Below are 23,870 nucleotides of genomic sequence, written 5' to 3'. Positions count from 1 at the left end.
TTTCCTACACCATCGGCGCCGAACCGCTGCCCCGTAGGCCCGTAGCCGCTGCCTCGCTGCGCTCGGCAGCGGCTACAGGTGGCGTACCAGCTTGAAAACTGTAGGAGCGAAGCTTGCTCGCGATGGCGTCCTTGCGGGCAGACCGCAGTGCCTGGATCGCGGGCAAGCCTCGCTCCTACGGATCGCGGGTAGCTTTCAGCGTTCGACCGGCACCGACAGCGCAGGCGCGCCCAGGGCATGGCTCTTCGAATCGAAGAAGCGCAGCGTCACTTCCATCCCTTCAAACAGCTGGGTGTAGCGCCGCTTCTGGTTCTGGATAAAGGCCTTGCTGCGCGGGTGGATCGAGATCGCCAGGGTCTGCACCCCGGACTGGCGGATCGCCTGCACCAGGTGGCTGTCCTGGGGGCCGAGGTCGTGGCCGAAGATGCACAGCGCGTCGCTGTGGTTGAGCAACTGCTGGTAGCAGAACGACAGGTAGTCGCTGCTGCGAATGGTCTTGAGCTTGTCCGCCACCGGGCCTTCGCTGACGAACAGCGGCACATCGTCGAGGGTCTTCAGGGTGTTGTTGATGGCGAAGTTGCCCAGCAGGGTGCCCTCGGTGGAACCCAGCTTGCGCGCGGTGCCGTCCTGGTTGCGCACCAGGTGCAGGCCGCCGTGCAGGTACAGCACGCGGGTCTGTTGGCTGGCGGTCTGGCCGATGTCGAAGCTCGGGTCGGCGCCCTGGAACAGGTCGTCGATGCCCTGGGCGTCGTGCTGGATCGCCCAGTAGTTGAGCAGGTCGTAATTGCTGGTGAACACCGTGCGGTAGCGGCGCAGTTCCTGGTTGATCTGCGAAAGACTCGCCGGCTGCACCAGGCGCCACGGAATGTGCACCGCGTGCACGGTATTGATCAGCGCTTCCTTGATCGCGTAGTAGCGATTGCGCGGCGCCGCGGAGCTGACGGCCAGGGCCTTGTTGACCCGGCTGGTGGTCTTCAGCGCGCCCAGCACCTGCTCGAAACTGCGGGTCTGCAGGGCGTCGAACACGCTCAGCTCGGAGGGGCTCAGGGGCTTTTCCTCGACGGTGCGGGCGTTCTCGAACAGCGAGTCGTAGGCGAAGTCTTCCCACACCGCGCGGCTGGCGCCGTTGCCGATCAGCAGGCCGGCGATCGGCGTGCTGGCGCGCAAGGCGTTCCAGTCTTCAAGGTCGGTATCAAATTCCTGGAAATCCATCATCGCGGTTCGTCGTCTCAAGGCAGAAGGTGTACAGGGCGCCGACTTTATCACGACCGACCCTTGAGCCAGATCAACAACGCGCGTGACCGATGGGTCGATCCTGTGCGCATTTGCCGGATCGGCACGGTCGATCCGCCCCTAGCCTGGAGGACGCGCCATGAGCAGCACTTTTTTCATCCCCGCCGTGAACATCATGGGTATCGATTGTCTCGACGAGGCCATGGTCGCGATTCGCAACTACGGTTTTCGCAAGGCGCTGATCGTCACCGACGCCGGCCTGGCCAAGGCCGGGGTGGCCGGAATGATTGCCGAGAAGCTGGCGATGCAGGACATCGATTCGGTGATCTTCGACGGCGCCAAGCCCAACCCGAGCATCGACAACGTCGAGAAGGGTCTGGCGCAATTGCAGCAAAGTGGCTGCGACTTCGTGATTTCCCTCGGTGGCGGCTCGCCCCATGACTGCGCCAAGGGCATCGCCCTGTGCGCCACCAATGGCGGGCATATCAGCGACTACGAAGGCGTCGACCGTTCGGCCAAGCCCCAGCTGCCGCTGATCGCCATCAACACCACCGCCGGCACCGCCAGCGAAATGACCCGTTTCTGCATCATCACCGACGAAAAGCGCCACGTGAAAATGGCCATCGTCGACCGTAACGTCACGCCGCTGCTGTCGGTCAACGACCCTGCGCTGATGGTCGCCATGCCCAAGGGCCTGACCGCCGCCACCGGCATGGACGCGCTGACCCACGCCATCGAAGCCTATGTGTCCACCGCGGCCAACCCGATCACCGATGCCTGTGCGTTGAAAGCCATGACCATGATCAGCCAGAACCTGCGCCAGGCGGTGCACGACGGCAGCGACCTGGTGGCCCGGGAAAACATGGCCTACGCCCAGTTCCTCGCCGGCATGGCCTTCAACAATGCGTCGCTGGGTTTCGTGCATGCCATGGCGCACCAGCTGGGTGGCTTCTACGACTTGCCCCATGGCGTGTGCAACGCCGTGCTGCTGCCCCATGTGCAGAGCTTCAACGCCATGGTCTGCGCCGGACGCCTGACCGACGTGGCCCACGCCATGGGCGCGGACATCCGTGGCTTCAGCCCGGAGGAGGGCGCGCAGGCGGCCATCAGCGCCATTCGCAGCCTGGCCCGGGATGTCGAGATCCCCAGCGGCTTGCGCGACCTGGGTGCCAAGCTGACGGACATCCCGATCCTGGCCGCCAACGCCCTGAAAGACGCCTGCGGCCTGACCAACCCCCGCACCGCCGACCAGCGCCAGATCGAGGAAATCTTCCGCAGCGCGTTCTGATACCTACAGATGTTTTACCGCGCGCTCGGGACTTGCTGTCCTGGGCGCGCCGCCACGAGCTATTGGCGGTCGTCTTGCCAACCGGCAGGCGGCAAGCGCCGGGTGTGGAAAATCCGCAGTATCTGCAGGCGTCCCTGACGTACGCGGTAGGGGATCAGGTAAGGACGATTGGGGACCACCCACTCCCGGGTACCGGGCAGGCGACCTTCGCGACCACTGGCAGGAAAACGGCTCAGGTGTTGAATGCTACTCAGGATGGCTTTGACGAATTCCGCGGCGGCCTGAGGACTGTCCTGTGCAATGTAGGCGGCTTCGTCATCGAGGTTCTTGAGGGCGCTGCGCAGCCACTCAACGTGCATTGCCAGTCCATTTGTTGAGTACGCCATCCAGCTCTTCGGCGCTGGCGAAGTCGCCTGCCTCTGCTTCAGTCAGGGCTTTCTGGATCTCGTTGATTTGCCAGGCTTCGCGGGCCAGATATTCTCTCAGTGCATCCACAGCGAGGAATGACTTGCTGCGGCCTGTCGCCTTGGCCAAGTGAGCCAGGGTATCGGCAACATCATCGGGCAGGCGCAAGGACATGACGGACATGGTGATCTCGATGTAGTGGTTTGTAATACAACATACTACATCGCCAATCGGGGCTCGCCGCCAGAGCCATTCGTCCAGTGCGAACGCTGCTTTGATTCAAGACGATTCAGGACCTTCCTCTTAACAAGGACTTTGCATGCTGACCGGCCTCAACCACCTGACCCTCGCCGTTACCGATCTGAACCGCAGCCTGGGGTTTTACCGCGACCTGCTGGGCCTGCGCCTGGACGCCAGCTGGGACAGCGGCGCCTATCTGTCGCTGCCGGGCCTGTGGTTGTGCCTGTCGCTGGACTCGTCGCGCCGTTCGGCGGAGGTGCCGGACTACACCCATTACGCCTTCAGCATCGAGGCCGGGCATTTCGTGGCGTTCGTCCAGCGCCTGCGTGCTGCCGGTGTGCGGGAGTGGCGCGACAACCGTAGCGAAGGCGCCTCGTTCTATTTCCTCGACCCCGACGGCCACCAGCTGGAAGCCCATGTCGGCGATCTGGCCTCGCGCTTGCGCGCCTGTCGGCAGCAACCCTATGCCGGGATGACGATCTTTACCGACGAATGACCGCTCGCCGCCGCTTCAAGACGACTGGCTGTCGCTGTGACGACCATTGTGGGGTGGTGCGGGGGCGCACAAGCCGGCAGAATCCTGCGATCAAAACCGCGCCACCTTCGGCGCTTCGGAGTGTGGCATGACTTCTTCGCTGTTACTGGCTGTCCTCGCCTCGGGTTTTATCTACGGCATTACCCCAGGGCCTGGCGTACTGGCGGTCTTCGGCATTGGCGCGGCGCGCGGGCGGCGGGCCGGGGCCGGCTTTCTTTGCGGGCATCTGCTGGGCGATGTGGTCTGGTGCAGCACCGCGCTGATCGCCATCGTCGGCGCGCGGGAGATTGGCAGCAGCGCCTTCGATGTGCTGGGCGTGCTCAGCGGCCTTTATCTGTTCTGGCTCGGCCTGCGGGCAATCCGCAGCCAGCGCAGCAGCGGGCAGGAGCCCCAGGGGCCGGCGCGCCAGCCGTTCTGGCACGGCATCCTGTTCGGCCTGACCAACCCCAAGGCGTACCCGGTGGCCGTGGCGACTTTCACCGCGCTGCTGTCCAGTCGTGCCGAGCTGCTCAACTGGTCGATGCTGCCCTGGCTGATCTTCCTCAGTTTCCTCGGCGGCATCGGCGCATACGCTATTCTGATTGGCATCGTCGGTGCGCGGCGGGTGCGGACCCTGTATCAGCGCCACGAACTGGCGATCACCCGGCTTTGCGGCGTGATGTTCATCGGGTTTGCCATCAACGCCTTGCTGCATGCCGTTCCGGGATTGCTGGCGAACAAGGCATAAAGGCTGTTCGCAAGGTTGCGACAGTCACGGACAAGCAGCGGCTTTGCGCCGCTGCCGGAACCCAGGGATTGATACTCGGCGCTTTATCTTCACAGGCAGTGTCGTTCCCTGATGGCAACCAACAACTCCGCGCCCCTGGCCAGTTTCATCGACCTTCTGCTGGATGCCGTCTGCGCGGTGGATGTCGAAGGCCGTTTCGTCTTCGTCAGCGCCGCCTGCGAGCGGATCTTCGGTTATACGCCGGACGAGCTGGTCGGCCGGCGCATGATCGAGCTGGTGCACCCCGCGGACCGTGCGCGCACCTTGCAGGCCGCCGAGCGGATCATGGCCGGCGAACCCATGCCCAACTTCGAGAACCGTTACCTGCGCAAGGACGGGCAGGTCGCACATATCCTCTGGTCGGCGCGCTGGTCCGAGGTCGACCAGCTGCGCATCGCCGTGGCCCGCGACATCACCGAACGCAAGCAGGCCGAGTCGCGGCAGGCGGCGCTGTATGCAATTTCCGAAGCGGCCCATGCCGCCGAGGACCTGCTGGCGTTGTTCCGGCGCGTGCACCGGATCATCGGGGAATGGCTGCCGGCGCTGAATTTCTCCGTCGCGCTGTACGACGAGCAATGCCAGGCGCTGAGCTTTCCCTATCACGTCGACGACCGCGAGCGTTGCCCGGAGCAGCCGGGCACGCTGACCGGCAGCCTGTGTGCCGAGGTGATCCGCAGTGGCCAGCCGTTGCTGCTGACCCCTGACGATTATGTGCCGCTGCCGGATGCCAGCGCCGACCCGCATTCACCCTGCTGGCTCGGTGTGCCGCTGAATTCGCAGAAGGGCACCATCGGCGCGCTGATCGTCAAGAGCGCGCCGGGCGACGAGCGATACACCGAGCAGGACAAGGAGTTGCTGCAATACGTCTGCGCCCAGCTCGCCACCGCCATCGAGCGCAAGCAGCTGCATGCGCGCCTGCAGTACATGGCCCAGTACGACCAGCTGACCCAGTTGCCCAACCGCGAACTGCTACGCGAGCGCCTGCGCAACGCCCTGGCCCGAGCCCGTCGCGAGTCCGGGCGCATGGCCTTGCTCTATGTCGACCTGGACCGGTTCAAGCAGGTCAACGACACACTTGGCCACGCCGTGGGTGACATGCTGTTGCAGGCTGTGGCCAACCGGCTCAAGGCCTGCGTGCGCGAAAGCGATACCGTGGCGCGGATCGGTGGCGATGAGTTCGTGGTGCTGCTCGGCTGTATCCAGCACGCGGAAGATGCCGGCATCGTCGCCGGAAAGATTCGCCAGGCACTCAACGAGCCGCTGCGCCTGGACGGCCATCAGCTGAGCATTCTGCCGAGCATCGGTATCGGCCTGTTCCCCGAACACGGCCATGACGAAAAGCAGTTGTTCAAGCACGCCGACGAGGCGATGTACGCGGCCAAGCGCGCCCAGCGAAGCCCATCCCGCGCTTGATGGAAGCGGCGGAGCTGGCCGTTTTTTTGCCAACCGTTCGTCGTGGCCGATGCAACTTTTTCAAACCTTCGATGGCCTGAAAACTCTCACTCTGTGCAGGCGCCGTGCGCCGTCACCTGATCAAAGGAGGCCGACACCATGAGCTTCATGGCCACCCATCTGTCCCGCACCTGCCTCGCGCTGCTGCTCGGCCTGAGCGCCAGCGCGGCGTTCGCCCAGTCCCCCGCGGAGTTTATCGATGACGCCTCGGCCAAGGGCATGGCAGACATCGAGGCCAGTCGTCTGGCCCACCAGAAGACGTCCTCCAAGGCCGTCAAGGACTACACCATCGTGGTCATCAACGACCGCACCACCGCCAACCAGCACCTGGCGAAAATCGCCAAAAAGCTCGACCTGCCCGTGGCGCCTAGGGAAGAAGTGATCAGCAAGGCCAAGGCGCTGATCCCCGAGGTCCCGGAAGGCGAAGCCTTCGACGCCGCCTATGCCGAGAGCCAGGTCAAGGCCACCGAAGAGGCCATCGAGCAGATCCAGCAACAGGCCGAAATCACCGAGGTACCGGAACTCAAGGCCTTTGCCGAAGAGACCCTGCCGAAACTGCAAAACCACCTACAAATGGCCAAGGCCCTCAAGGCTGGCCGGGCCCTGGATCAGTTGGATGGCTGAGTGGGGCTCTGCCGCTGATGTGTCTTTGGGCATGACCTGAAGGCGCACCGCGTCCAGTGCCGCCGTTTCCCCCAGGCATTGTTCAATATCGATTCAACTCGGCTTCCGCGCTTGCTCGGGCAGACCGCTGATTTCACGCTGGAATGCCGCTTGTGCCCGGGCACAGGTGAGGATGCGGTAGCGCGTGCTGCGGGAGACGGTTTGGTCGCGAAAGCGCTGGTACACCGGCTGGAAGATGGTGCGGTCCAGGTGGGGTTGCTCCGCGTTCAGGTAGGCCTCGCAAAGCCGGTCGTAATCCTGCTGCGAGATGAAGCGCCGGAACCAGAAGCGGTAGAAGTAACCCAGCAGGAAACCCAGGCTGAAGTCGCGGTCGAGCACCGAGTGGGCGCAGCACTCGAAGTCGATCAGGCGCAGTCGGCCATCGGCGGCGAGCAGAATGTTTTTCGGGTGAGGGTCCATATGCACGAAGTCGTCGTCGAGCATCTGGCCGAACAGCCGGAAGATCGCCGGCAACAGGGTTTCAGCCTGCTCGGGATGAGCCAGCAAGCGGTCGTCGACGCTGCAATGGTCCGCCCAGAAACCCACCAGCAAGTACTCTTCGCGCAGGAAGGGAAAACGCCCTTTGTAGCCAAATGCCGAGACCTGGGGCGAGAGGGCGGATTTGCCCGACACCACCGACAGGTTGATGAATTCGTTGGTCAGGTCGTGCAGGCCGAAGCTGCGCTTGAGCCCGAGGAAGTTCTGCAGCTGCTTTTTCCAGTGAGTCAGGCGGTTGCGCTTGAGCACCCATTGGCGTTCGCCTTCGAGCAGGAACACGCCCCGAGTGTCTTCCGGAATATCCAGCGTGGGGTATTGCTCGGGCTTGGCCAAAAAACGCCGTAGCAGCGTGTCCAGTTCGTGCCGGTGGGATGGATCGAAATGGAAGGTCACGCCATCGATCTGCTGCCGATGCAGCGTTCGGGTGAAGCTCCTGAGGTGAAGCATGTAGGGTTCCTGGCCTTGGATGGCGAACGAGGGGGTGGCGCTGTGAGCCTGCGCTGAAACGCGAGCCGAAAGGGCGCGCATCATAATTCATCGCAAGTCCTGGCGTTCACGAAATTGATCCGGGTTGTGCGGCCGGCGTGCCCTGGCGCTGGAAAAAACCATGTCTTTGCATCGCGGGTGTACGACGGAGTGATTACCCAAAAAGTCCGGGAACAGTTTTATGAGCTGACTCGAAAAATGGTGGGTCAATTTCTCAATGATCAAATCAATGATCGTCTCAGGTCTGCAATGAGTGGTGCTATCCAGCCGTCTCTTGCGGTTGCCTGCGCCTTCGGAGCAGGGAATGCCGATAACGATGATGCAGAAGCAGAGGACGACAAGATGCTGACGAGCTATGCAGCGAGCTGCTCGAGTAACATCGGGCAAGGAGGCTTTCGCGCAAAGTGCCCATGCTTCAGGTCATGGGCACTGAGACGGACCGAGGGGGCACAGCCTCAGGTATTGACCAACCAGCGAGCCTGGCGACTGCCGCGCCAGTTGAAACTGCTCAGTGCCAGCAAGAGTAAGAGGATCGAGTAGATGGCGTAGGTCCCGAGCTTATCGTAGGCCCAACCCGCCAGCAGAATGCCCACGAGTCCGGCAAAGCGGCTGATGAAGTCTATCGAGCCATACCAGCTGCCAATGATTTCCTTGGGTACGGTGAGCTGGATGGCACTGGCTGTGGTACGAAAATACAGCGTGGTACCGAACTGGAACACGAACATGCCGGTGCCCGCGAGCCAGAGGTTGCCGCGCAGACATAACGTGATGCAGACCCCCGAGATCATGATCAGGTGGGACAGCAATATCGTGCCCGGCACCCGGGAGGCCTGGCCACTGGCGCGCAAGGCGAGTCCGCCGGCTATGGCGCCTGCTGCTCCAACTGAGAACAGGTAGCCGGTCTGTGCTTCAGAAAAACCATGAAAGCCCCGCAGCAAGGGGACCCACAGCAGCGCCAGCACGCTGACCACCAGCAGGCAGGTGGCATAGGAGGCAAGGAAATACCGCCAGCGTGGAGCGCGCAACAGATCGATGGTGGCTCTTGATGCGCCGGTGACACTTTCCTGGAAGCGTTGGGCAAACGACGTGCTGCAGATATCGAGGGTCGAGGTCTTCTCATTCAAGGCGCTCAGGCTGATCGTCAAGGCGAGCGCCGCCAGCATGAAGGCAATGGAGGCCAGCAGTGAGATCGACAAGCCGACGTTGAAAATGACCAGGGCGCCGATGACCGGCCCCAGGGTCCTGGCGATGCCATTGAAGGTGGCGAGCAGGCCGTTGATTCTGGGGATGTTGTCAGCGGTGAAAAGGAACGGGATCAAGGCAAACATGATCAGCCGTGAGTACTGATGGATCAGGTCGACGAAGAAGGCAAAAAACCACACCCACTCCACGGAGCTGTCGTAGATCCTGAGGACAAAAACAGCCAGGGCAAACACCGCAATGTTGGCCAGTTGCGTGGCAATGAACAGTTTCCATTTGTTGAAACGATCGATAAAACCCGCGCCTAGCAGGGTTACCAGTATTTCAGCACTATAGCCGACGGCGTAGGTGGTGGTAACAGCGAGCGTCGTTCCGCTAATGGAATAGGCGAGGTTGGCGAATACCAGGTCGTAGATGGCTTCGGAAAGTATAAGTAATACCCCCAAAGCCACAAAGGACCACACTGACCGCGCCGTTGAATTGAAAGAGGTGTGCACAGAAATTTAATCCGTTAAATTTTTTATATGCCCGGTATCATGCAGCCAGGGCTTTGATGTTGGCAGGCAAGAACGATTGGAGTTCTTCTATGCTGTTGAACTCCTTTTTGGATGTAAGGCTGTCCAGCGCAACAATTTCCATGGCTTGTATCTTGCCCAGGAGTGTACGCAGTGCTCCAGGTTCTTGCAGGTAAGGGGACAGCGCTTTCTCGAACGCTGCAAGAGCCAGAGACTCTTCCGCGTTTTGCGCAGAACCAACCAGATCAGCCAGCTCTTCTTTCCAGGATACTGCTTCTTGAGTTGCTTTCATGTGAATCTCCATGGTGTAAGTAAGTTTGCAACTTGGGTGCACACCCCAAAACTAAGTTCTTTCCAGTGTCTGCTGCTCGAACTTGGCCATCTTGTACAGCAGGATGTCCGGGCAGCGCATGTCAGGTAGTTTGATATTTGGATAGGGCTGGTCGATAGCGAATGGAATCAAGTCCTGACCGAACATGGGAATATCCGAGCGTGGCTCATTCTGGCTGACGAAGACTTCATGTTCACAGCGAACCAGCGTCGGTTTACTGCAGTTGAACGTGTAGGCAATACCTTGCTCGATATGAATGCTGGTGCGTGGATCACAAATGATCTGGAGAGACTTGTGCTGACCGTAAGTGGCGGAGTCATGCCTGAAATCAATCAGGTTCAAGTCGATTTGCAGTTCCTGATTATTGAGGAAGGTATAGGTTTTTTTCGTTCTGGCGTGCCAGTAGTACTGGTGAGGAGTGCCCGGAACGGACGTTGGAAGCACCAGGACGTCGGCCACGCAGGAGGCAGTATTGGGCACCAGCGTATAGGACCTGGCGCCAGTCAGGGCATAGCGGTTGCGTTTTATCCGTACTCCGCAGAACTCCTCGTCCGTCAATCGTTCAGCGACGCTGCGGGCATCGTCCGACCAGGTCTTGGGCTCGAACATCACATACTGTTCGGCGCCGCGAATGGTCACCGGGTATCGGGCCAGATAGGATTTGGGGTTCTCCAGCAAAGACTGGGAAATCTTCGAAAGAAAGCGATGGGCTTCATCGGGCAAGCGGTATCTGTTGGCCTTGATAATTGGAAACTTTGCAAGTTCCGTAGTACGAGGGACTGAAACAAGATCGTTGTCCAGATTCCATGCTGCATTGTCTTGATCCGAGTGCCAGACTGGTTCGTCCCGGGTGACAATGTACTCTAGGTTATCGAAGGTATGAGCCACGCCTCGTGGAATGACCAAGTGTCGATACAGGCTTGGCGAGAATCTGAGTTGGACAACTTGATGGATACTAGGACTGCCTTCTCGGCAATCGACAAAGAAGCCTTCTATTTTCTTGCCGTTTTCCCCCATGAATGTCAGGCGATCGTCCTGGCCGACATGTATGCCATAGGTTGAATAACTGAAGTCGGGTTCATGAGTGACGAAGTCTGATATGAGCGGACCCTTGCTGGACATTAATTTTCGACTGAACCAGCCGTTTCCAGCATAGGTATTACTGACAGAGTTCTTTTCGAATCTGAGGCCTGGAATTAAAAAGTCGGCCTGGTGAGTGTCGTTGCCAATTTCCTCGAACATAGATCCCTCTTTCGATAGAGAAAACGCATCTGCACCAGCGTCTGTCCTGACGTCTTCGGTGTTGTTTGTGTGAACGGCTGTGGCACTGAAAAGTGCTTGTCTAATGGAAAGCTGTCAATAACTTTTTTGTGGGGTTTATGAATTTGTCTGGTCGCCATCTTATGGTGCGCAACGGCACAAAAATAGTGCGAATCATAAAAATCATATGGAACATTAAGTTATAGATTTGAATGTTTCAGATCTAGCATATGTTCTTTTGTTAAGTACTTAGATCGAACCAAAATAGATCGCTCAAGAGAATGGACGGATGAAGGGAATAAACTTCTTTTTTGCAGACAGTCTCCGGTTTCAATCCCTGCGTATTCCTTCATCCGATAAAACTTCAGCCTGCGGGCTGCCCAGGTCAGTGCGCAGCGTTCTGCCGGAACTGCCGTGGGCTGACGCCGGTCAGGGCCTTGAACTGGCGGCTGAAGGCGCTGTGGTCGGTGTAGCCGCATTGCAGGGCGACGTCGGTGATCGGCAGTTCGCCGAGCAGCAGGCGCGAGGCGTGTTCCAGGCGTACTTTGTGGATCATCTGCCGCGGGGTGAGGTGGAAGATGCGTTTGCAGTAGCGCTCCAGCTGGGCGATGGACAGGTCGGCGATGAGGGTCAGGTCGTCAAGGCGGATGGCTTCGTTGTAGTGCTCGCGGATATGCCGGTCGACCGCGGCCAGGCGTTCGTAGGCCGGGTGCGCGTCGCGGGCGGCCTGCAGGTCGAGGGAGATGCCGGCCATGCCGATGATCCGCCCGTCGCGCCCATGCAGCGGCAGCTTGTGGGTCAGGCACCAGCCGGGTTCGCGGCTGCCGTACAGGTGCAGTTCCAGCTGGCCCTTGATGGTGATGCCCTGGCGCAGCACGCGCTGGTCCTGCTCGGTATAGACCGGGCCGAGCACGGCGGGAAACACCTCGGCCGAGGTCTTGCCCAGCAGCGGCGCGACGTTCTTGAAACCGCAGCGCTGGGCCAGGGTCAGGTTGGCGGTGAGGTAGCGGGCCTGCAGGTCCTTGATGAAAAACACCGCGTTGGGCAGGGTGTCGAGCAGCGGGATCACCAGGGCCATGCTGCCCAGCAGGTCGTGAATATCCTCGGGCGCCTGGCTGGCGATGGCTTCGGGCAGGCGGTGCAGCTGAGCGGTGTCGATCATCAAGGGCTGCTCTTGTTAGGGGGCGGGGCGCGCCCCGCGACTTTGGGTCTACTGGCTCATCCTTGAATCCCGCGGCGCCATTGGTGGGCGGCCAGCGGCAATGGTCTGCTCTTCACTTCGCGCCGGGCGTCGACTCCATCAGCAAGGTCTCGATCCGCGCCGGCACCAGGGGCGCTCGTGGTGTCGGTACGGTCCAGCCGAACAGGGCCTGTGCCGCCGTGGCGCAAACCCGCCCCTGGCAGGCACCCATGCCGCAGCGGCTGTGCAGTTTGGCCTCGCTCCAGCCCGCTTCGCCAGCCACGGCGGCGTAGGGCACATCCTCGCAGCGGCACAGCAGCGTATCAGCTCGCGCCAGGCGCAGAAGCGCCGGTTGCAGGGCGAAGGTTTCACTCACTCGCTCGGCGAACGCCTGCCAATGGGTCCGGCGCTGGATCAACGCGGTGGCCTCCCGGGTCTGCCCGCTGGCGGCCAGTCCGGCGATCTCGCCTTCGACCCTCGCCAGTTCGCTGCCGCCGACCCCGGTGCATTCGCCGGCCGCGTAGACCTGCGGGAGGCTGGTGCCCTGGTAACGGTCCACCGCAATCGCGTTGGCTTGCAGCTGGCAGCCGAGGTGGCTGGCCAGGGTGGTGTTGGGCACCAGCCCGAACCCGCAGGCGAGGCGCTCGCAGGGGATTTCCCGCACCTGTTCGCCCTGCTGGATGCGCACCGCTTCCAGGCGATCGTCGCCCAGGGCTTCGAGCACATGGGCGTTGCAGCGATAGGAAGTGGTGGCCAGCCCGACAGCCTGGCCGAGCTTGGCCGGCCAGCGCCAGAGCCCGGCGGTGAATGTCGCCAGCGCGGCCAGCGGGGCCTGTTCCAGGACCGCCTCGACCCGGGCACCGGCCTGGCGGGCGGTGGCGGCGCTGGCCAGCAGCAACGGCCCGCTGCCGGCGATAACCACCCGCTCGCCGGCCACGGCCAGGCCGTTTTTCAGTAGCGCCTGCAAGGCCCCGGTGCCTGTCACTCCGGGCAAGGTCCAGCCGGGGAAGGGCAGCAGCAGTTCGCGGGCGCCGCAGCACAGAATCAGGCTTTGGTAGTGGACCAGCAGAGCCTGCTCGGCATCTTCCAGCAGCAGGGCATTGGCACCGGCGCCGGCCACCACCCGGGTGCCCGGCAGGTAGCGCAGCCGCGGGTGTTGCAGCACCTGCAAGGCTTCGCGGGCGATACCGGGGAGCGTGACGCCGGGCCCATTGCGCCAGATCTGGCCGCCGGGGCGCGGGTTGTCGTCGAGCAGGATGATGGAGAGCTCGCTGCGGCTCGCCGCCCGGGCGGCCGCGAGGCCGGCCGGGCCACTGCCGACGATAAGGATGTCGCAGCTCAGGCGCTGTTGCTTCATGGCGTGCGCTCCACGTGCATGCCTTCGCGGCACAGGGTCTGGCAGGCCAGTTGGCGCCGGCCGTCGATGGTCATGCGGCATTCCTGGCAGATGCCCATGCCGCAGAAGGGCGCCCGGGGCTGGCCGGTGCAGGAGGTTCGGGTACGTGGGTCGCCGCTGGCGGCGATGGCGGCGGCGACGCTCAGGCCAGCGCCCACGGTCAGCGCCTGACGGTCCAGGTAAATGATCATGGGGCGCTTCCTGTCAGGGTGGCGGTCAGCTCGGCGAAGCGTTCGGGGCGATAGGCATGGGCATCGATATCCGGCCGTTCGTCGAGCATCAGGCTGGTCAACAGCCGGCCACTGCCGGGGGCGGTGGTGACGCCCAGGCCTTCATGACCGACCGCCAGCCACAGGCCGGTGTATCGCGGGTGTTCGCCAAGGATCGGCAGGCCGTCCGGGGTGGCGGCGCGAAAGCCGGTCCAGGCGCGGATGCCGTTCAATTGCGCCAGGCCCGGCAGATAGGCCACGGCCCGTTGCAGCATCGGCGTCAGCACCTCGGGCTCGATGGCCGGGTCGAGAGTGTCGAACTGGCGGGACGAGCCGATCAGCAATTGCCCGGTCGGCCGTGGCTGCACATTGAACGCCACCGAGGTGCCGTTGCTGGCGTGGGCGCTGGCGGCGTAGCCCAGCTCCACCAGTTGGTGGGACACCTGTCGGGGGTAACGATCGGTGATCAGCAAGTGGCCCTTCTTCGGCCGCAGCGGCAACTCCGGCAGCAGGCTGCTGGCCGCCAGACCGTTGGCCAGTACCACGTACTCGGCGCGCAGCACACGGCCGTCATCCAGCTCCACGCGCTGGGCGGCGATGGCGCTGACCGTGGCTCGCTCGCAGCTGATCCCAGGCGTGTTGTGCAACAGCCAATGGGCCGTGGCCGGGGCGTAGAGAATGCCGTCGCCGGGAATCTTCAGGGCGCCGCCAAGACCTTTGCGTAACATGGGTTCGAGTCCGGCCAGGGTCGCGCTGTCGAGCAATTCGCCTGCCACGCCGTGTTGGGCCAGGGTCGCCTGCTTGGCCCGGGCCAGGTCCATTTCCGCCGGGTCCGCCGCCAGCCACAGGGTGCCGCAATTGCGGTAGGCGCAGGCGGCCGGCAGGTGCGTGCGCAGCTGGTTCCACAGGCCGATGGAGTAATGACTCAGCGCCAGTTCGGCGGGGTTGTCGTCCATCGCCACCAGGTGGCCCATGCCCGCGCCGGTGGCGCCGCCGCTGGCGTTGTCGAGCACCCGCACCCGCAGGCCGCGGCGGGCCATTTCGTGGGCGCAGGCGGCCCCGACAATGCCGCCGCCAATCACCAGCACGTCGGCTTCGGCCGGCTCGCTCACGAGACGATGCCCCAGGCGAAGGGATCGCTGTCCTCGATCAGCAAAGTGGCTTCGGCGCTGATATGGGCGGTGCCGCGAAGGGTCGGGATGACCTGCTCGCCCGCCTGCTCGTAGCGGGCGCTGAACTGGCTGCCGATCACACTGGCCTGACGCCAAATCGCCCCGGGCGCCAGCTTGCCGTCGGCGGCCAGGCAGGCCAGCTTGGCGCTGGTGCCGGTGCCGCAGGGGGAGCGGTCGTAGGCCTTGCCGGGGCACAACACGAAGTTGCGGCTGTCGGCGTGCGGGTCGTCGGCGAACAGCTCGATATGGTCGATCACACCACCGTCGGCGCCGCTGATGCCGGCGGCCTCCAGGGCTTCGCGCACGGTCCAGGTGTAGTGGGTCAGGGCCTCGACGTTATCCAGGGCGATGCGCTGGCCATGCTCGCTGATCAGGAAGAACCAGTTGCCGCCCCAGGCGATATCGCCGCGGACGGGGCCGTGGCCGGGCAACTGCAGCTCGACGCCGCTGCGGTATCGGTAGGCCGGCACGTTACGCACGCTGACCGAGAGGTCGTCATGCAGGGTGGCGCTGACGGTGCCCACCGGGGTTTCGATACGGTGCACGCCGGGCGCGATGCGGCCCAGGTGATGCAGCGAGCGCACCAGGCCGATGGTGCCGTGGCCGCACATGCCCAGGTAGCCGCTGTTGTTGAAGAAGATCACCCCGGCACAGGCATCCGCCGCCTGGGGTTCGCACAGCAGGGCCCCCACCAGCACGTCGCTGCCCCGCGGTTCCAGCACGCAGGCCGTGCGCCAGCGATCGTGACGCTCTTGCAGGATCGCCAGCCGTTCGGCCATCGAACCGCTGCCCAGGTCGGGAAAGCCGTCGACAACCAGGCGAGTCGGCTCGCCCCCCGTATGTGAATCGATGACGGTTATTTTTTTCATGGCAGCACCTGACGGAAAAGGCCTACAGATTGGCTCGGGAAAGGGCTGTATCGCTTGTGGGTTTTCTCTGCGGCGGATGACGAAATTGGCACAGTGGGGTTTCCCGCCAACCCTGTAGCCGCTGCCGCAGGCTGCGCACGGACGCGCAGCGTCCGCCAGATCGGACGACGTGGTGTGACAGAAAGATCGGGGATACAGGTTCTGCGTCTGCTGCGCAGCCGATCGCAGCCTCGTACCTCGGCAGCGGCTACAGGTGCAGGGGATTTCAGGCGGGTCGAAGGAGGGTAGCGCGCAGGTGCAATGGACGGAAAAGGTCTGTGGACGATTGGGTGAATGTGCCGATTTCGTCTTGCTTGAGCGGGAAAAACCTCAAGCTCCAGGGCGGCGAAAGGCGGAATCTGTTTTTCGTTTTCAACGCCTGTCGGCCCGGCCGACTCAACCAACAAGGACAAGACCATGAGCCGTAAAGCCATCCACTGGAGCGGTGTGTTCCCTGCTGTCAGCACCCAGTTCAAAGCTGACTTTTCCCTGGACCTGGACGCCACCCACAGCGTCATGCGCAACCTGGTGGCCGACGGCGTGTCGGGCCTGGTGGTGTGCGGCACCGTGGGCGAAAACACCTCGCTGAGCACCGCGGAAAAACTCTCGGTGATCGAGGTCGCCAAGGACGCCGCCGGCGGCCGCGTACCGGTGATCGCCGGGATCGCCGAGTTCACCACCGAGTTCGCCCGCAACACCGTGCGCGAAGCGGCCAAGGTCGGGGTCGACGGGGTAATGGTGATGCCGGCCCTGGTGTATTCGGCCAAGTCCCATGAGACCGCCGCGCACTTTCGCAGCATCGCCACCGGCACCGACCTGCCGGTGATGGTCTACAACAACCCGCCGATCTACAAAAACGACGTCACCCCGGACGTGCTGATCGCCCTGCAGGACTGCGAAAACATCGTCTGCTTCAAGGACTCCTCCGGCGACACCCGGCGCTTCATCGACCTGCGCAATGCCGTGGGTGACCGCTTCGTGCTGTTCGCCGGCCTGGATGACGTGGTGGTGGAAAGCATCGCCGTCGGCGCCGAAGGCTGGGTCTCCGGCATGTCCAACGCCTTCCCGAAAGAGGGCGAGACCCTGTTCCGCCTGGCCAAGGAAAAACGCTTTGAAGAGGCCCTGACGCTGTACCGCTGGTTCATGCCGCTGCTGCACCTGGATGCGCGTCCGGACCTGGTGCAGTGCATCAAGCTCTGCGAGGAACTGGTCGGTCGCGGCTCCTCGATCACCCGCCCACCGCGCCTGGCCCTGCAGGGCGAGACCCTGGCCGAGGTCAAGGCGATAGTCGCCAAGGCCCTGGCCGAGCGTCCGCAATTGCCCGACGTCGGTCTGTAGGCCCGCCGACAGGACGCCCCCGCGCAGTGGCTTGCGGGGCGTCCTGGTCCACGAGAAGAACAATCAGGTACTCGCGCAGTGCCGTGTTTCACCACGTCGGTACCCCGTCCGCGGAAGGCCGGCGCGACATTCGATCTGCCTACTCCAATAACTCAATAAGAAGGCGCGCCTATGTCAGGCCAAGGCAAATTCAAGAAACAGCTCTCTCTGGTTGACCTCACCTTCATCGGCCTGGGGGCGATCTTCGGCTCCGGCTGGTTGTTCGCCGCCAGCCATGTCTCGGCCATCGCCGGGCCGGCGGGGATCTTCTCCTGGCTGCTCGGCGGTTTCGCCGTCCTGCTGCTGGGTATTGTCTATTGCGAACTGGGCGCGGCCTTGCCGCGAGCGGGCGGGGTGGTGCGCTATCCGGTGTTCTCCCACGGGCCGTTGCTGGGCTACCTGATGGGCTTTATCACACTGATCGCGTTTTCCAGCCTGGTGGCCATTGAAGTGGTGGCGGCGCGGCAATACGCGGCGGCCTGGTTTCCGGGGCTGACCCATGCCGGCAACAGCAACCCGACCATTCTCGGCTGGCTGGTGCAATTCGCCCTGTTGTGCCTGTTCTTCTGGCTCAATTACTCCAGCGTCAAGACCTTCGCCAAGTCCAACAACCTCATCAGCCTGTTCAAGTTCGTCGTGCCGCTGCTGGTCATCGGCGTGCTGTTCACCTTCTTCAAACCGGACAATTTCCACGTCCAGGGCTTTGCCCCCTTCGGCCTGTCCGGCATCGAAATGGCGGTCTCCGCCGGCGGTATCATCTTCGCCTACCTGGGCCTGACGCCGATCATTTCGGTGGCCAGCGAAGTGCGTAATCCACAGCGCACCATTCCCATCGCATTGATCCTTTCGGTGCTGCTCTCGACCCTGATCTACGGCCTGCTGCAACTGGCGTTCCTCGGCAGCATTCCCACCGACATGCTGGCCAACGGCTGGAGCAGCATCAGCAAGGAATTCTCCCTGCCGTACCGCGACATCGCCCTGACCCTGGGCGTCGGCTGGCTGGCCTATCTGGTGGTGGCGGACGCGGTGATTTCCCCCAGCGGCTGCGGCAACATCTACATGAACGCCACGCCACGGGTGGTCTACGGCTGGGCGAAGACCGGGACCTTCTTCAAGATCTTCACCCGCATCGACGAGCAGTCCGGCATCCCGCGCCCGGCGCTGTGGCTGACCTTCGGCCTGTCGGTGTTCTGGACCTTGCCGTTCCCGTCCTGGGAGGCGCTGATCAATGTGGTGTCGGCGGCCCTGGTGCTCAGTTATGCGATTGCCCCGATCAGCGTGGCGGCGCTGCGCAAGAGCGCGCCGGACCTGCCGCGGCCGTTCCGGGTCAGCGGCTTCGGCCTGCTGGGGCCGGTGTCCTTTGTCATCGCCGCGCTGATCGTCTACTGGTCCGGCTGGGGCACGGTGTCCTGGCTGCTGGGCCTGCAGATCCTGATGTTCGTCATCTACCTGGGCTGCAAGCGCCTGGTACCCACCGACCACCTGAGCCTCAGCGAACAGGTGCGCTCGTCCCTGTGGCTGATCGCCTTTTACGCCCTGACCATCGTCATTTCCTACCTGGGCAGCTTCGGCGGTATCGGTACGCTGACCCATCCCTACGACACCCTGGCCGTCACGCTCATGGCCCTGTGCATCTACTACTGGGGCGCCAATACCGGGGTACCGGGCAGCAAGCTGGTGCTGGAAGGGGAAGACGAATGACCGCTGTTCATACCATCTATTCGGAGAGGTAACCCATGCCTGTAACAGGACAACTGCTGATCGGCCAAGCCCGTGTGCGTGGCGGCCACGGCGAAGTGCATGCGCTGGCCGCCGCCACTGGCGAGGTCCTGGCGCCGAGTTTTGGCGGCGCCGGCCCGAATGACCTGGAGCGCGCCTGCGCCCTGGCCGAAGCGGCGTTCGACCGCTATCGGGAAACCAGCCTGGAACAACGGGCGGCGTTCCTCGAGAGCATCGCCAGCAACATCCTCGCCCTCGGCGACGAGCTGATCGAGCGCTGCATGAGCGAGACCGGCCTGCCTCGCGCCCGCCTGGAAGGCGAGCGCGGGCGCACGGTCGGCCAACTGCGTTTGTTCGCGGTGGTGGTGCGCGACGGCAGTTTCCTGGAGGCGCGCATCGACCCGGCCCAGCCGGAGCGCCAGCCCTTGCCCAAGGTGGATCTGCGCCTGCGTCAGATCGCCATCGGGCCGGTGGCGGTGTTCGGTGCCTCGAACTTCCCCCTGGCGTTTTCCGTGGCCGGTGGCGACACCGCCTCGGCGCTGGCCGCCGGTTGCCCGGTGGTGGTCAAGGCGCATTCGGCGCACCCCGGCACTTCGGAACTGGTAGGGCAGGCGATCCAGCAGGCGGTGCACAGCCACGGGTTGCCGGAAGGGGTGTTCTCGCTGCTGTTCGATGCCGGCCGCAGCATCGGCCAGGGGCTGGTGGCGGATGGGCGGATCAAGACTGTGGGTTTTACCGGTTCGCGCAGCGGCGGTGTGGCGCTGATGCAGATCGCCGCGGCCCGCGAGGAGCCGATCCCGGTCTATGCCGAGATGAGTTCGATCAACCCGGTGCTGCTGTTGGCCAATGCGCTGGCCGAGCGAGGAGAGGAAATTGCCAAGGCCTTTGTCGGCTCCCTGACCCTGGGCGCCGGCCAGTTCTGCACCAACCCGGGGTTGATCCTCGCCGTCGACAGCCCGGCGTTGCGGGCATTCGAAGCCGCGGCGGCCGCGGCGCTCAAGGTGGCGCCGGCGCAGACCATGCTGACGCCGGGCATCCACGCTAGCTACTGCCAGGGTGTCGAGCGGCTGCTGCGGCATGCCGAGGTGGACTGCCTGGGGCAGGGCGGCGAGGGCGAGCGTTATCAGGCCCGGGCTGCGCTGTTCGCCACGTCGGCGGCGGCCTTTATGGCCAGGGCTGAGTTGCGGGAAGAGGTCTTCGGCCCGGCCTCGTTGCTCGTGCGCTGCACTGATGCGGCCCAGATGAAGGCGCTGCTGGCGAGCCTGGAAGGTCAGCTGACCATCGCCCTGCACCTGAGTGACGACGACCATCCGCAAGCCCGGGAACTGCTGCCGTTGCTGGAGCGAAAGGCCGGCCGCCTTCTGGTCAACGGTTTTGGCACTGGTGTCGAAGTCGGCCATGCCATGGTCCATGGCGGGCCGTTCCCCGCCACCTCGGACACGCGCACCACCTCGGTGGGCAGCCTGGCGATCCAGCGTTTCCTGCGTCCGGTGTCCTATCAGGACTTGCCGCAAGCACTGCTGCCGCAGGCCCTGCGCAGCGACAACCCCTGGCAGGTTCCGCAGCGCCTCAACGGTGAACGGCCGCGTTGAGAGTCTGTAGCCGCTGCCGAAGGTTCGGGCCGCGTTCGGACGATAAGGCCGCAGGCCTTCGGCGATCTCACCTTCAACCCAATAGGGTCGGGTTTCCCCGGCCTTGACTGTCGCCACCGGACCAGGAGTCCCTATGTCCGATCTCGTTACCCTTTCCCTTGCCGAAGTCCAGGCACTATCCCTCAAAGTCCTGACCCGCCACGGCCTGTCCGATGCCCATGCCCGGGCTATTGCCGAGGTCATCACCCAGGGTCAGCGCGACGAGTGCCACTCCCACGGGGTGTATCGCCTGCTGGGCTGTGTGCGTTCCGTGCGCGAGGGTAAGGTCGACCCGCTGGCCGAACCGAGCCTGCGGTCTATTTCCGCGGGCGTGCTGGAGGTGGATGCGCACTACGGCTATTCCTTGCTGGCGTTCCAGACTGGCCTGCCGTTGCTGGCGGAAAAGGCCCGCAGCCAGGGGCTCGCGGCCATGGCGATCAAGCGGTGCTTCCATTTTTCGGCGCTGTGGCCGGAGGTCGAGGCGATCGCCGCCGAAGGGCTGGTGGGCATCGCCATGAACCCCAGCCATAGCTGGGTGGCGCCGGCCGGTGGCAGCAAACCGGTGTTTGGTACCAATCCCTTGGCATTCGCCTGGCCACGGCCGTCGGGCCAGCCGTTCGTGTTCGACTTCGCCACCAGCGCCATCGCCCGCGGCGATATCGAACTGCACGCGCGCCAAGGCAAAGCCATCCCCGAACATTGGGCCATCGACGCCCAGGGCCAGCCCACCACGGACGCCAAGGCGGCCCTGCAAGGCGCCATGCAAACCTTCGGCGGGCACAAGGGGTCAGCCCTGGCGGCGATGATCGAACTGCTGGCCGGCGCGCTGATCGGCGACCTCACCAGCGCCGAGTCCATGGCCTTCGACGCCGGCGTCGGCGCCGCGCCCTGCCATGGCGAACTGATCCTGGCGTTCGATCCGAAGGTGTTTCTGGGGCAGGACTACGAGAACGGCCTGGCGCGCGCCGAAGGGCTATTCGCGGCCATCACCGCGCAAGGCGCGCGGCTGCCGTCGCAGCGGCGTTTCGAGGCTCGAAAGCGCAGTCTCGAGCACGGTGTGCAGATTCCTCGTTCCCTCTGGCAAGACATTCAGGCGCTACTGTCCTGAGCGTCTGCATAACCAATGGGCTTACGTGTTGCCTGGCGCTTTATCCCGCTGAAAAACCGCAAGGCATGTTCGCTTTTGCTTGAGTGATATCACATTGATATGTGTAGTGGGGCTTCTGTATTCTTGCCCTGGCTTTTAGATAGGGACCTTATGCGGGTTGAACAAGGACAGTGTGATGAGTGTTGATAAAATCGAGAAGTTGTTGAAGTTTCTACCGCCAGAAGACTATGTCTTGGATTCTTTGAAAGACGAAAAAGTCTGGTTCAGTTACTTGAAGAATCTGAATGATCCCTTTGAGGGCAATGTCCGCTTTTCGAAGCTGGAGCGTGAGGAAGTTATTAATGTATTTCTGGAGGTCGTCACTTCTAAAGGGGCCATTGCCCCGGCGGAGCTTCCGGAATACAGAAAAGCTTTGGAGATTGATGGTCACTATGATGGGCTTGTGGAAGCCATTGGCGAGATAGAGAAAGATACTGTCCGAAACATCATGGAAACCTTCTCCGCTTTCTCATGCTGCCGAGTCATGTCTGGAAGTACCGTCGCAGAACGAGCGAATGAAATCCTTATGTGGGCTCACTACACGAAAAGCTTCCGCGGCTTGTGTATAGACTTTGACTTTCATGTGCTCGACAGATCGCTTCGTGAGCTCAATCGCGATGACGCCATGGATAACGAGCTGATCAGTTACGAACCTGAAATGTGTGAGCTGGATTTTCCGCAGTTCATGCGTAATGCCATCAAGCCCCATCAGGTGGGAATGGACGATTACATCAAGACATCGATTCTAAGAAAACATTCGATCTGGGAGTATGAAAAGGAACTCCGCTTCCTGAGTGGCAGGGAAGGGTTGTTCAATATTTCCAATGAGGCTATCAAAGGTGTTTATCTGGGGCCGAATATGGATGAGAAGTACAGCGAGGACGTGGTCGATATGTTTCGGAGTAAGTTTCCTTATGTGAAGCTCTATAATGTCGCTCCGTATGGCTATGGCTTTAATTATAAAGAACTCAAATGATATCGCATGCCAGGTGTTGTTGTTCTTGAGCACACGCTGCTCCCTGGGTGCTGCCAATGTCATGGAATATGGATATCACGACAAATGAACCTCCACTTCGAAACCCCCAACCTGTTGCTGCGCCCGCGCACCCTCGAACACTTCGAGGCGTGCATCGCCATGGACCTCGATCCCCACGTCACCCGTTACCTTCCCGGCCCCTGGGACGGTGGCGAGGAGCACCGCGATTTCGTGCGTTCGCGCATCGAGCGCGATTTTGGTGAGCACTGCGGTTACTGGGCGATCTTTGCCAAGTCCGCGCCGGAGGAGTTTCTCGGCTGGGTGTCGTTCATTCCCTACGAGGCCGTCGGCCCCGAGTTGGAAATGGGCTGGCGCCTGGTGCGACGGGCGTGGGGCAAGGGGGTTGCGTCCGAGGCGGCGGGGCGCATCGTCGAGCATGCTTTTCTCGGCGCTGGAGTCGAACGCATCGTCGCCGATGCCCATGCCTTGAACCAGGCGTCGTTGGCGGTGGCGCGCAAAGTGGGTTTTCGTTTTGTGCGCGACGGTGAGTTCGAAGGCTTGCCGAGCAAGTTCTTCGAGATGACCCGGGCGGATTTCGACGCTCGACGATCTTGATCTACCGCCGCTGACTGGCCGTTTGTCGCCACCCCGCTGTCGCGGTCTGCCTGCCGCTACCAGGTTCAGCAAGCAGACAGTTTCGAGCTGTTAAAACACTCCGTACGCCTGGCAGGAGCCGGGTAGTTGCAGGGGGCGTTGTCAGCAGTTCAAACGTCGGCGTCAAGCGCCGGGGAGGCAGCATGTTGTTACGTTACACGGCTCTGATGGCGGTGGTCGTAGTGGCCTCCGGGTGCGTGCAGGAACGGGTGGTGCATGAGCGGCGGGTGGTCGAACGCGCGGCGCCGGTGGAGTACACCGAGGTGGTTGCGTCGCAGCCACCGCCGGTGCGGGTCATCGAAGTCGAGCCCATGCATCGCCCGGGTTATGTCTGGTCCCGGGCTTACTGGCACTGGGATGGCCGGCAGTATGTGGCGGTCCATGGCCACTGGGAGTCGTTGCGCCCCGGGTACCATTATGTGCACCCGTTCTGGGAGCGTCGCGGCGATGGCTGGCACCTGCATGCGGGTGGCTGGGCCAGTTGAGCGAGAATAGCCCCAGCTATAAAAGCGAAGGTAATCCGTTGTAGGAGTGAGGCTTGCCCGCGATGGACTTGAGAGCGCCGCGTTTACCCAGTAGATGCGCGTTATCGTTAGCGACCATCGCGAGCAAGCTTCGCTCCTACCCTT

At 62.7% G+C, this 23,870-nt stretch carries 24 protein-coding genes and 1 pseudogene; 13 read left to right on the top strand and 12 right to left on the bottom strand.

Going from position 1 to position 23,870, the window contains the following annotated elements; genetic code table 11:
- Positions 1 to 195: 195 nt before the first annotated feature.
- Positions 196 to 1,215, bottom strand: a complete 1,020-nt coding sequence (locus NRG23_RS12265; protein ID WP_009047445.1) for a DUF4917 family protein — start codon at positions 1,213 to 1,215, stop codon at positions 196 to 198.
- Positions 1,216 to 1,372: 157 nt separating this feature from the next.
- Between NRG23_RS12265 and yiaY the strand changes: the two genes are divergently transcribed.
- Positions 1,373 to 2,521: an L-threonine dehydrogenase gene (gene yiaY / locus NRG23_RS12260; protein ID WP_110177469.1), complete on the top strand. Its 1,149-nt coding sequence runs from the start codon at positions 1,373 to 1,375 to the stop codon at positions 2,519 to 2,521.
- Between the two features lie 59 nt (positions 2,522 to 2,580).
- Here yiaY and NRG23_RS12255 read toward each other — a convergent pair whose 3' ends face one another.
- Together NRG23_RS12255 and NRG23_RS12250 are read right to left on the bottom strand one after the other, a co-directional pair.
- Complete coding sequence (locus NRG23_RS12255; protein ID WP_038581545.1) at positions 2,581 to 2,880, bottom strand: type II toxin-antitoxin system RelE/ParE family toxin; 300 nt, start codon at positions 2,878 to 2,880, stop codon at positions 2,581 to 2,583.
- Complete coding sequence (locus NRG23_RS12250; RefSeq protein ID WP_038581543.1) at positions 2,870 to 3,109, bottom strand: CopG family ribbon-helix-helix protein; 240 nt, start codon at positions 3,107 to 3,109, stop codon at positions 2,870 to 2,872. Before NRG23_RS12250 ends, NRG23_RS12255 begins: the two co-directional genes overlap by 11 nt.
- A 136-nt stretch (positions 3,110 to 3,245) precedes the next feature.
- On the opposite strand from NRG23_RS12250, the gene fos reads away from it, so the two are divergent.
- The 4 genes from fos to NRG23_RS12230 all read left to right on the top strand — a co-directional run bounded on the left by fos (position 3,246) and on the right by NRG23_RS12230 (position 6,543).
- Complete coding sequence (gene fos, locus NRG23_RS12245) at positions 3,246 to 3,662, top strand: fosfomycin resistance glutathione transferase (RefSeq protein ID WP_009047448.1); 417 nt, start codon at positions 3,246 to 3,248, stop codon at positions 3,660 to 3,662.
- 127 nt (positions 3,663 to 3,789) lie between these two features.
- The gene (locus NRG23_RS12240; protein WP_016702101.1) at positions 3,790 to 4,428 is read left to right on the top strand and encodes a LysE family translocator; all 639 of its coding nucleotides are present in this window, start codon (positions 3,790 to 3,792) and stop codon (positions 4,426 to 4,428) included.
- Between the two features lie 111 nt (positions 4,429 to 4,539).
- Entirely contained in the window at positions 4,540 to 5,880 is a 1,341-nt protein-coding gene (locus NRG23_RS12235) for a sensor domain-containing diguanylate cyclase (RefSeq protein ID WP_009047450.1), read from the top strand.
- Between the two features lie 138 nt (positions 5,881 to 6,018).
- Positions 6,019 to 6,543, top strand: a complete 525-nt coding sequence (locus NRG23_RS12230) for a DUF4142 domain-containing protein (protein WP_009047451.1) — start codon at positions 6,019 to 6,021, stop codon at positions 6,541 to 6,543.
- A gap of 93 nt (positions 6,544 to 6,636) precedes the next feature.
- Here the strand turns inward: NRG23_RS12230 and NRG23_RS12225 are convergent, their stop codons facing one another.
- Positions 6,637 to 7,527: an AarF/UbiB family protein gene (locus NRG23_RS12225; RefSeq protein ID WP_257374667.1), complete on the bottom strand. Its 891-nt coding sequence runs from the start codon at positions 7,525 to 7,527 to the stop codon at positions 6,637 to 6,639.
- A 162-nt stretch (positions 7,528 to 7,689) separates the two neighbouring features.
- Between NRG23_RS12225 and NRG23_RS12220 the strand changes: the two are divergent.
- A pseudogene (locus NRG23_RS12220) lies at positions 7,690 to 7,920 on the top strand (restriction endonuclease); the annotation flags it as partial.
- Positions 7,921 to 8,021: 101 nt separating this feature from the next.
- Here NRG23_RS12220 and NRG23_RS12215 read toward each other — a convergent pair.
- The 8 genes from NRG23_RS12215 to NRG23_RS12180 form a co-directional block, all read right to left on the bottom strand.
- Positions 8,022 to 9,263, bottom strand: a complete 1,242-nt coding sequence (locus NRG23_RS12215; protein ID WP_029526093.1) for an MFS transporter — start codon at positions 9,261 to 9,263, stop codon at positions 8,022 to 8,024.
- Positions 9,264 to 9,300: 37 nt separating this feature from the next.
- Positions 9,301 to 9,573, bottom strand: coding sequence for a hypothetical protein (locus NRG23_RS12210; protein WP_009047454.1), 273 nt, complete (start codon positions 9,571 to 9,573; stop codon positions 9,301 to 9,303).
- Positions 9,574 to 9,624: 51 nt separating this feature from the next.
- Positions 9,625 to 10,854 (bottom strand): dTDP-4-dehydrorhamnose 3,5-epimerase family protein, encoded by a 1,230-nt coding sequence (locus tag NRG23_RS12205; protein WP_009047455.1) that lies wholly within the window; start codon positions 10,852 to 10,854, stop codon positions 9,625 to 9,627.
- Positions 10,855 to 11,257: 403 nt separating this feature from the next.
- Positions 11,258 to 12,034, bottom strand: a complete 777-nt coding sequence (locus NRG23_RS12200; protein ID WP_009047456.1) for an AraC family transcriptional regulator — start codon at positions 12,032 to 12,034, stop codon at positions 11,258 to 11,260.
- Between the two features lie 112 nt (positions 12,035 to 12,146).
- The gene (locus tag NRG23_RS12195; RefSeq protein WP_135006302.1) at positions 12,147 to 13,409 is read right to left on the bottom strand and encodes an FAD/NAD(P)-binding oxidoreductase; all 1,263 of its coding nucleotides are present in this window, start codon (positions 13,407 to 13,409) and stop codon (positions 12,147 to 12,149) included.
- Positions 13,406 to 13,639, bottom strand: coding sequence for a 2Fe-2S iron-sulfur cluster-binding protein (locus NRG23_RS12190; RefSeq protein WP_101281934.1), 234 nt, complete (start codon positions 13,637 to 13,639; stop codon positions 13,406 to 13,408). Before NRG23_RS12190 ends, NRG23_RS12195 begins: the two co-directional genes overlap by 4 nt.
- Positions 13,636 to 14,769 (bottom strand): FAD-binding oxidoreductase, encoded by a 1,134-nt coding sequence (locus NRG23_RS12185; protein WP_135006303.1) that lies wholly within the window; start codon positions 14,767 to 14,769, stop codon positions 13,636 to 13,638. Before NRG23_RS12185 ends, NRG23_RS12190 begins: the two co-directional genes overlap by 4 nt.
- The gene (locus NRG23_RS12180; RefSeq protein ID WP_257374666.1) at positions 14,766 to 15,698 is read right to left on the bottom strand and encodes a 4-hydroxyproline epimerase; all 933 of its coding nucleotides are present in this window, start codon (positions 15,696 to 15,698) and stop codon (positions 14,766 to 14,768) included. Before NRG23_RS12180 ends, NRG23_RS12185 begins: the two co-directional genes overlap by 4 nt.
- Before the next feature lie 456 nt (positions 15,699 to 16,154).
- Between NRG23_RS12180 and NRG23_RS12175 the strand changes: the two genes are divergently transcribed.
- The 7 genes from NRG23_RS12175 to NRG23_RS12145 all read left to right on the top strand — a co-directional run bounded on the left by NRG23_RS12175 (position 16,155) and on the right by NRG23_RS12145 (position 23,726).
- A complete protein-coding gene (locus NRG23_RS12175) occupies positions 16,155 to 17,075 on the top strand; it encodes a dihydrodipicolinate synthase family protein (RefSeq protein ID WP_016702111.1) in 921 nt (306 codons plus the stop codon).
- Positions 17,076 to 17,246: 171 nt separating this feature from the next.
- Positions 17,247 to 18,815, top strand: coding sequence for an APC family permease (locus tag NRG23_RS12170; protein WP_124339688.1), 1,569 nt, complete (start codon positions 17,247 to 17,249; stop codon positions 18,813 to 18,815).
- 35 nt (positions 18,816 to 18,850) lie between these two features.
- On the top strand, positions 18,851 to 20,425 hold the full coding sequence (locus tag NRG23_RS12165) for an aldehyde dehydrogenase (NADP(+)) (RefSeq protein WP_124339689.1): 1,575 nt from the start codon (positions 18,851 to 18,853) through the stop codon (positions 20,423 to 20,425).
- Positions 20,426 to 20,558: 133 nt separating this feature from the next.
- On the top strand, positions 20,559 to 21,572 hold the full coding sequence (locus NRG23_RS12160) for an Ldh family oxidoreductase (protein WP_257374665.1): 1,014 nt from the start codon (positions 20,559 to 20,561) through the stop codon (positions 21,570 to 21,572).
- Positions 21,573 to 21,747: 175 nt separating this feature from the next.
- Positions 21,748 to 22,587, top strand: coding sequence for a DUF2971 domain-containing protein (locus NRG23_RS12155; RefSeq protein ID WP_016702115.1), 840 nt, complete (start codon positions 21,748 to 21,750; stop codon positions 22,585 to 22,587).
- A gap of 84 nt (positions 22,588 to 22,671) precedes the next feature.
- The gene (locus NRG23_RS12150; RefSeq protein ID WP_135006306.1) at positions 22,672 to 23,202 is read left to right on the top strand and encodes a GNAT family N-acetyltransferase; all 531 of its coding nucleotides are present in this window, start codon (positions 22,672 to 22,674) and stop codon (positions 23,200 to 23,202) included.
- 182 nt (positions 23,203 to 23,384) lie between these two features.
- A complete protein-coding gene (locus NRG23_RS12145; RefSeq protein ID WP_135006307.1) occupies positions 23,385 to 23,726 on the top strand; it encodes a YXWGXW repeat-containing protein in 342 nt (113 codons plus the stop codon).
- Positions 23,727 to 23,870: the final 144 nt, after the last annotated feature.

The sequence above is a fragment of the Pseudomonas sp. T8 genome (assembly GCF_024610635.1).
In the GTDB taxonomy this organism is placed as follows: Bacteria; Pseudomonadota; Gammaproteobacteria; order Pseudomonadales; family Pseudomonadaceae; genus Aquipseudomonas; species Aquipseudomonas chlororaphis_I.
The sequence above is the reverse complement of the archived record's forward strand: the minus strand, read 5'-3'. Positions and strand labels throughout refer to the sequence as shown.

Coding starts and splice junctions, on each gene's coding strand:
- NRG23_RS12265 (WP_009047445.1), bottom strand. CDS start 1,215: ATGATGGATTTCCAGGAATTTGATACCGACCTTGAAGACTGGAACGCC.
- yiaY (WP_110177469.1), top strand. CDS start 1,373: ATGAGCAGCACTTTTTTCATCCCCGCCGTGAACATCATGGGTATCGAT.
- NRG23_RS12255 (WP_038581545.1), bottom strand. CDS start 2,880: ATGCACGTTGAGTGGCTGCGCAGCGCCCTCAAGAACCTCGATGACGAA.
- NRG23_RS12250 (WP_038581543.1), bottom strand. CDS start 3,109: ATGTCCGTCATGTCCTTGCGCCTGCCCGATGATGTTGCCGATACCCTG.
- fos (WP_009047448.1), top strand. CDS start 3,246: ATGCTGACCGGCCTCAACCACCTGACCCTCGCCGTTACCGATCTGAAC.
- NRG23_RS12240 (WP_016702101.1), top strand. CDS start 3,790: ATGACTTCTTCGCTGTTACTGGCTGTCCTCGCCTCGGGTTTTATCTAC.
- NRG23_RS12235 (WP_009047450.1), top strand. CDS start 4,540: ATGGCAACCAACAACTCCGCGCCCCTGGCCAGTTTCATCGACCTTCTG.
- NRG23_RS12230 (WP_009047451.1), top strand. CDS start 6,019: ATGAGCTTCATGGCCACCCATCTGTCCCGCACCTGCCTCGCGCTGCTG.
- NRG23_RS12225 (WP_257374667.1), bottom strand. CDS start 7,527: ATGCTTCACCTCAGGAGCTTCACCCGAACGCTGCATCGGCAGCAGATC.
- NRG23_RS12210 (WP_009047454.1), bottom strand. CDS start 9,573: ATGAAAGCAACTCAAGAAGCAGTATCCTGGAAAGAAGAGCTGGCTGAT.
- NRG23_RS12205 (WP_009047455.1), bottom strand. CDS start 10,854: ATGTTCGAGGAAATTGGCAACGACACTCACCAGGCCGACTTTTTAATT.
- NRG23_RS12200 (WP_009047456.1), bottom strand. CDS start 12,034: ATGATCGACACCGCTCAGCTGCACCGCCTGCCCGAAGCCATCGCCAGC.
- NRG23_RS12195 (WP_135006302.1), bottom strand. CDS start 13,409: ATGAAGCAACAGCGCCTGAGCTGCGACATCCTTATCGTCGGCAGTGGC.
- NRG23_RS12190 (WP_101281934.1), bottom strand. CDS start 13,639: ATGATCATTTACCTGGACCGTCAGGCGCTGACCGTGGGCGCTGGCCTG.
- NRG23_RS12180 (WP_257374666.1), bottom strand. CDS start 15,698: ATGAAAAAAATAACCGTCATCGATTCACATACGGGGGGCGAGCCGACT.
- NRG23_RS12175 (WP_016702111.1), top strand. CDS start 16,155: ATGAGCCGTAAAGCCATCCACTGGAGCGGTGTGTTCCCTGCTGTCAGC.
- NRG23_RS12170 (WP_124339688.1), top strand. CDS start 17,247: ATGTCAGGCCAAGGCAAATTCAAGAAACAGCTCTCTCTGGTTGACCTC.
- NRG23_RS12165 (WP_124339689.1), top strand. CDS start 18,851: ATGCCTGTAACAGGACAACTGCTGATCGGCCAAGCCCGTGTGCGTGGC.
- NRG23_RS12160 (WP_257374665.1), top strand. CDS start 20,559: ATGTCCGATCTCGTTACCCTTTCCCTTGCCGAAGTCCAGGCACTATCC.
- NRG23_RS12155 (WP_016702115.1), top strand. CDS start 21,748: ATGAGTGTTGATAAAATCGAGAAGTTGTTGAAGTTTCTACCGCCAGAA.
- NRG23_RS12150 (WP_135006306.1), top strand. CDS start 22,672: ATGAACCTCCACTTCGAAACCCCCAACCTGTTGCTGCGCCCGCGCACC.
- NRG23_RS12145 (WP_135006307.1), top strand. CDS start 23,385: ATGTTGTTACGTTACACGGCTCTGATGGCGGTGGTCGTAGTGGCCTCC.